This is a genomic window from Catenibacterium sp. CAG:290 (assembly GCF_000437715.1).
Classification (GTDB): Bacteria; Bacillota_I; Bacilli_A; order Erysipelotrichales; family Coprobacillaceae; genus Catenibacterium; species Catenibacterium mitsuoka_A.
The window spans coordinates 1-5063 of sequence record NZ_FR898835.1 but is presented as its reverse complement, the minus strand read 5'-3'; the positions used below and the strand labels follow the sequence as shown (position 1 = coordinate 5063).

At 33.8% G+C, this 5063-nt stretch carries 4 protein-coding genes and 1 pseudogene; 1 reads left to right on the top strand and 4 read right to left on the bottom strand.

Annotation, left to right across the window (positions count from 1 at the left end):
- From QVO42_RS07025 to recG, 4 genes and pseudogenes are all read right to left on the bottom strand, one after another.
- Positions 1-504 (bottom strand): annotated as a pseudogene (locus QVO42_RS07025) (nicotinate phosphoribosyltransferase); the annotation flags it as partial.
- A gap of 102 nt (positions 505-606) precedes the next feature.
- The gene (gene rnc, locus QVO42_RS07020) at positions 607-1299 is read right to left on the bottom strand and encodes a ribonuclease III (protein WP_006506220.1); all 693 of its coding nucleotides are present in this window, start codon (positions 1297-1299) and stop codon (positions 607-609) included.
- On the bottom strand, positions 1299-2273 hold the full coding sequence (plsX, locus tag QVO42_RS07015) for a phosphate acyltransferase PlsX (RefSeq protein WP_022425428.1): 975 nt from the start codon (positions 2271-2273) through the stop codon (positions 1299-1301). The genes rnc and plsX overlap by 1 nt, the downstream gene beginning before the upstream one ends.
- Positions 2274-2306: 33 nt before the next feature.
- Positions 2307-4307 carry an ATP-dependent DNA helicase RecG gene (gene recG / locus QVO42_RS07010; protein WP_022425427.1) on the bottom strand — a complete coding sequence of 667 codons (2001 nt, stop codon included), beginning with the start codon at positions 4305-4307 and terminating at the stop codon, positions 2307-2309.
- Between the two features lie 73 nt (positions 4308-4380).
- Between recG and QVO42_RS07005 the strand changes: the two genes are divergently transcribed.
- Positions 4381-4974, top strand: a complete 594-nt coding sequence (locus QVO42_RS07005; RefSeq protein WP_022425426.1) for an HAD family hydrolase — start codon at positions 4381-4383, stop codon at positions 4972-4974.
- Positions 4975-5063 lie beyond the last annotated feature (89 nt).

Genomic DNA, 5063 nt, shown 5'->3' with positions numbered 1-5063 from the left:
CTGTGCTCTTCTTGCCCCAAATTCCATAACAGGACGGCCCTTAGCTTCCTGTACAATTCTATGTGTTTTAGTCGCAATCAATGACTGATGATTGATTGTCACTAAAAGGAATGTTTCTAATAGCTGTGCTTCAATCAATTTTCCTTTAACAGTGACTAATGGTTCATAAGGGAATACAGGTGTTCCTTCAGGGACTGCCCAGATTGTACCATCGAACTTGAAATCAGCTAAATAAGACAAAAATTCTTCATCAAACATATTTAAAGTACGTAAATAGTCAATATCGCCCTTTGAGAAGTGCATATCTTTGATTGCTTCAATCAACTGTTGTAGTCCTGCCATGATGACATAACCACCATTATCAGGATTCTTTCGATAGAACATATCAAAATAGGCAATTTCATCCTTTTTTCCCTGTTTAAAATAATCATATGACATTGTTAATTCATAAAAGTCCATGACAAGAGTTATATTTCTTGCATCACTTACTGTACTATTTCCCATATTGTAATCTCCTAACTTGTTTGTTTTTTATCATACTATCATTATACAAAAAGTAAAGTGATTTGTCTTTTTTTACAAAACTTACACACAAGAAAAAGAAGACTATGAAGCCTTCTTTGCCATTTTCATTAATGCATCTTTTGCCGCATGCTGTTCTGCACGCTTTTTACTTGTTCCCTTGCCAGTACCTAAAATCATATCATCTAAAATAACTTCAATGACAAATTCAGGAGCATTGGCTGGTCCAGTTGAACTCTTCACATGATAACTGACAGTCTTACGGTCATCTGACTGCACTAATTCCTGCAATTTAGTCTTATAGTCAGTGATATCATCAAATTCATTTACTTCATTGACATGTTTGAAGATTGTCTTTTCAAGAATACGAATCACCTGTTCTTTACCACAATCTAGATAAAGCGCACCTATAAATGATTCATAAATATTTGCAAGAACACTTTCACGATGACGTCCACCACTCTTTTCTTCACCTACACCTAAATAAAGAAGTTCACCTAAATGAAGTTCTTCGGAAAAGCGTGCTAAAGATTCTTCTCTTACAAGCTTAGAACGAAGCTGTGTTAACTGTCCTTCTTTATATTCTGGATGTAATGCAAAGATGAATTCTGATACAAATAGCTGTAATACAGCATCTCCCATAAATTCTAGTCTTTCATAATCAGGAATATGAGCATTTGATTCATTGGCATAAGACGAATGAGTAAATGCTTCCTTATAAAGACCAATGCGTTTAAAAGGAATGTTTTCTTTCTGTAAGAAATCTAATATTTTCATTATTGAAGTCCTTCTTTCATACGACCTACAACATCTAAGTCTACCATTCTATATACAAGTTCCATCGCATTAAAAACTGCCTTGGCATCTGAACCACCATGTGCTTTTACGATTGCTTTTTCAAAGCCCATAAATAGAGCACCACCCACTGATTTATAATCAAAGCGTTCTTTCAAAGCATATAATTGAGGTTTTGCAAATAAGGCACCAATCTTTCCTCTTAATGTCGCAAATAATGATTCTTTCATTGCCTTCATAAGAAGAATAGCTGCACCTTCTGATGCTTTTAATGCGATATTCCCACTAAATCCATCTGTCACAACAACATCAATATCCCCTGATAATAATTCTCTACCTTCTATATTACCCGTGAAGTTGATCTTATCACAGTCTTTTAATAGTTTATAAGCTTCCTGATGCATTTCATCACCCTTATGATCTTCTGCACCAATATTAAGTAAAGAAACCTTTGGATTTTCCTTATTTAATACAAGCTTGCTATATAATGAGCCCATTACCGCAAATTCTTGTAGCTGTTCTGCTGTATTGGTCGCATTAGCACCAACATCCATCAAGCATGTACTATTACCGCTATATGTAGGAAGAGTTGCCATTAAGCATGATTTTTCTACGCCTTCAATACGCTTTACAAACAACATTGAAGCAGTATAAAAAGCACCTGTAGAACCACATGATACAACTCCATCTACTTCATCCTTACGGGCCATCATTAAAGCCTTCACCATTGAAGATTCTTTCTTTCTTCTTACACCTAATACACTATCAGTCATTAATACAACATCACGTGCATCTACAATATGAATAGAATTAATAGATTCCAAAGCTGTTAATTCTTCTTTTTTACCTGTCACGTATAATTCAACATCTGGATGCTTTTCTGCAAATTTCCTGCAGGCTTCCACAACAGGTGCACTACCTAAATCTCCGCTCATCGCATCGATTGCTAATTTCATAAAAATCACCTCGTCAGTTACATAATATCATAACTAATCAATATATTCATTCCCTTTTTTTATCTTTTTCTTGATCATCTCAATATAGTTTTCATATTCCCCATACTTATAATAATCATGAATCATCTTAATTGCATATCTTCTTGTCTCTTCTAGAATATTCATATCCTTAAAAATATCACCCATCATAAAGGCTGGAAGACCGCTCTGCTTATCACCTAATAGTTCTCCTGGTCCTCTTGTTTTTAAGTCATATTGTGATATTTCAAATCCATCATCATGTTCTTCTAGATAGTGTAGTCTTTCTTTCGCTGGCTCGTCCTGTGCAACAGACAACAGAAAACAATACCCCTGTTGGTTTCCTCTTCCAATACGACCACGCAACTGATGAATAGAAGATAAGCCGAATCTTTCAGCATTATAAATAACCATCATATTCGCATTGGGAACATCAACCCCTACTTCTACCACTGTCGTAGAGACTAGAATTTGTATTTTATTATTTTTAAAATCCTGCATCACTGCATTTTTTTCTTCATCTTTTAAAGAACCATGAAGAAGTCCTGTTTGATAATGTCCTTTAAAATAAGAAGACATTGCTTCATAAATAGTCAAAGCACTTTTTAATGGAAGATCTTCATTATCCTCAATCAAAGGACAGATGACATAACATTGTCCACCTTGAGCTAAATAATCTTTTAATTGCTTTAAGAAAGGCTTCATAGAACTGCCTTCAAAATATTTCGTTAAGATAGGTTTTCTACCTTCAGGTCTTGTTTCTATACTTGAAACATCCATATCTCCATATAAACTCATTGCAAGTGTTCTAGGTATAGGAGTCGCACTCATGACAAGGAAGTCAACACCTTCACCTTTTTGTTTTAAAGCTTTTCTTTGTTTAACTCCAAAACGATGCTGTTCATCTGTTACTACAAATCCAAGTTTTTTATAATGAACGCTCTCCTGGAATAATGCATGTGTCCCAATCACTAGATCAATAGAACCACTTTCTAAACCTTCATAGATTTCTTTCTTTTCTTTTAAAGTGAGTGATCCTGTGAGTAATGCAATACTCATATCATATGCTTCAAACGTCTTTTTAAGCTTACTATAGTGCTGTGTTGCGAGCACTTCAGTCGGTGCCATGAGAGCCCCTTGATAACCACTTAAATAGTTCGCATATAACCCTATAGCTGCCACAATTGTCTTACCGCTACCTACATCTCCCTGTAAGAAACGATACATAATTGTTGGATTATGAAGATCTAATAGTATGTCTTTAGCACTCTGTTTTTGATCTTTCGTTAATTTAAAGGGAAGCGTATGAATAAAGGCATTGACTTCATCTAAAGAAAAATCCTTTGCATATCCTACTTCCTGTTCTCTTTGCATTCTGCGATAAGAAAGAGCCAGTTCAAAGTTTAAGAATTCTTCATATTTAAGTGTTTTAATTCCCTTTTGAAGCTGTTCATGATTCATTGGAAAATGGACTGCATAAAGCGCTTCTTTCTTGCTCATGAGATCAACTGTTTCTCTTATCTCTATAGGAAGCCCATCTTCAATAGATATATTCATCCCTAATACTTTTTTAACATATTGGGAAAAAGCATGACTTGTGAGACCATCTTTTAATGAATAGACAGGTGTAATACCTGATAATTGATCTAGATTCTTTAATAATATATTAGAAGCAGTGAGACGATTCCCTTCTACCTTACCTTGTAATGTAACGATACGATTAAGTGTTAAATGAGGGCGAAGAAAATGTCGATTAAAGATCGTGACTGTATAGTCATTGCCTTTAATAGACGCATTGAATGTCATACGGGAAAAACGTCCTTTGTAAAATACTTTAGGACTACTTATGATAACTCCCTCTACACAGCATTTATCTTCTACAGGAGGCCATATTTCAGTCACTTCATCATATTTATAAGGATAATGATAAATAATATCTTTTAACGTACCAATAGAGGAAGCATGTAATAAATCTATTCTATTTTGACTTGTTGTTACTTTCTTTAATTCTTCCATAAAAACACCACTTCCTTGATTAACATATACATTTTATTAAGTATATCATATAATAGTTGAAAGGAGAAAAAATATGAAAAATATTGTATTTGATTTAGGTCGTATTCTATTAGACTATCAGCCTTTAGTTTGGCTGAAAAAGAAGAACTATACGCATTATAATGAGTTATTTGAAATCATCTTCCAGAATCCTTTATGGGTTAAGCTAGATGAAGGAACCATCACAAGAGAAGAGTTTACAGAAAAATTAATCAACGAACATCCTGAACTTGCATTGGATATAGAAGAAATCATGGAAGAATGGATTGAATTACTTCTTCCTATTGAAAATAATATCAAGTTGCTCTCTCCATTAAAGAAAAAAGGTTATCACCTCTATATTATTTCTAATTTCCATTTAGATGCATATAATCGCTTCTTAAAGAAACAGGATTGGTTTACTCTATTTGATGGAGCTATTATTAGTGCCAAAGAAAAGCTAATCAAGCCTGATTTAAGAATCTATGAATTATTATTAGAACGTTATCAGTTAAAAGCAGATGAATGTCTATTTATTGATGATTCTCTTGATAATATTAATGCATGTAAGAACGTCGGCATGGATGGTATTCATTTACCTGATTATTCAAAACTTGAAGAAGAATTAAAAAAACATCATATTATCTAAAAAGAAACGAGCCCACGCTCGTTTCTTTCATTACATATCGCAAAGACCTTTGGCTTCTCCGTATACTGAATACCAATCATTATTGAAAT

Coding starts and splice junctions, on each gene's coding strand:
- plsX (WP_022425428.1), bottom strand. CDS start 2,273: ATGAAATTAGCAATCGATGCGATGAGCGGAGATTTAGGTAGTGCACCT.
- rnc (WP_006506220.1), bottom strand. CDS start 1,299: ATGAAAATATTAGATTTCTTACAGAAAGAAAACATTCCTTTTAAACGC.
- recG (WP_022425427.1), bottom strand. CDS start 4,307: ATGGAAGAATTAAAGAAAGTAACAACAAGTCAAAATAGAATAGATTTA.
- QVO42_RS07005 (WP_022425426.1), top strand. CDS start 4,381: ATGAAAAATATTGTATTTGATTTAGGTCGTATTCTATTAGACTATCAG.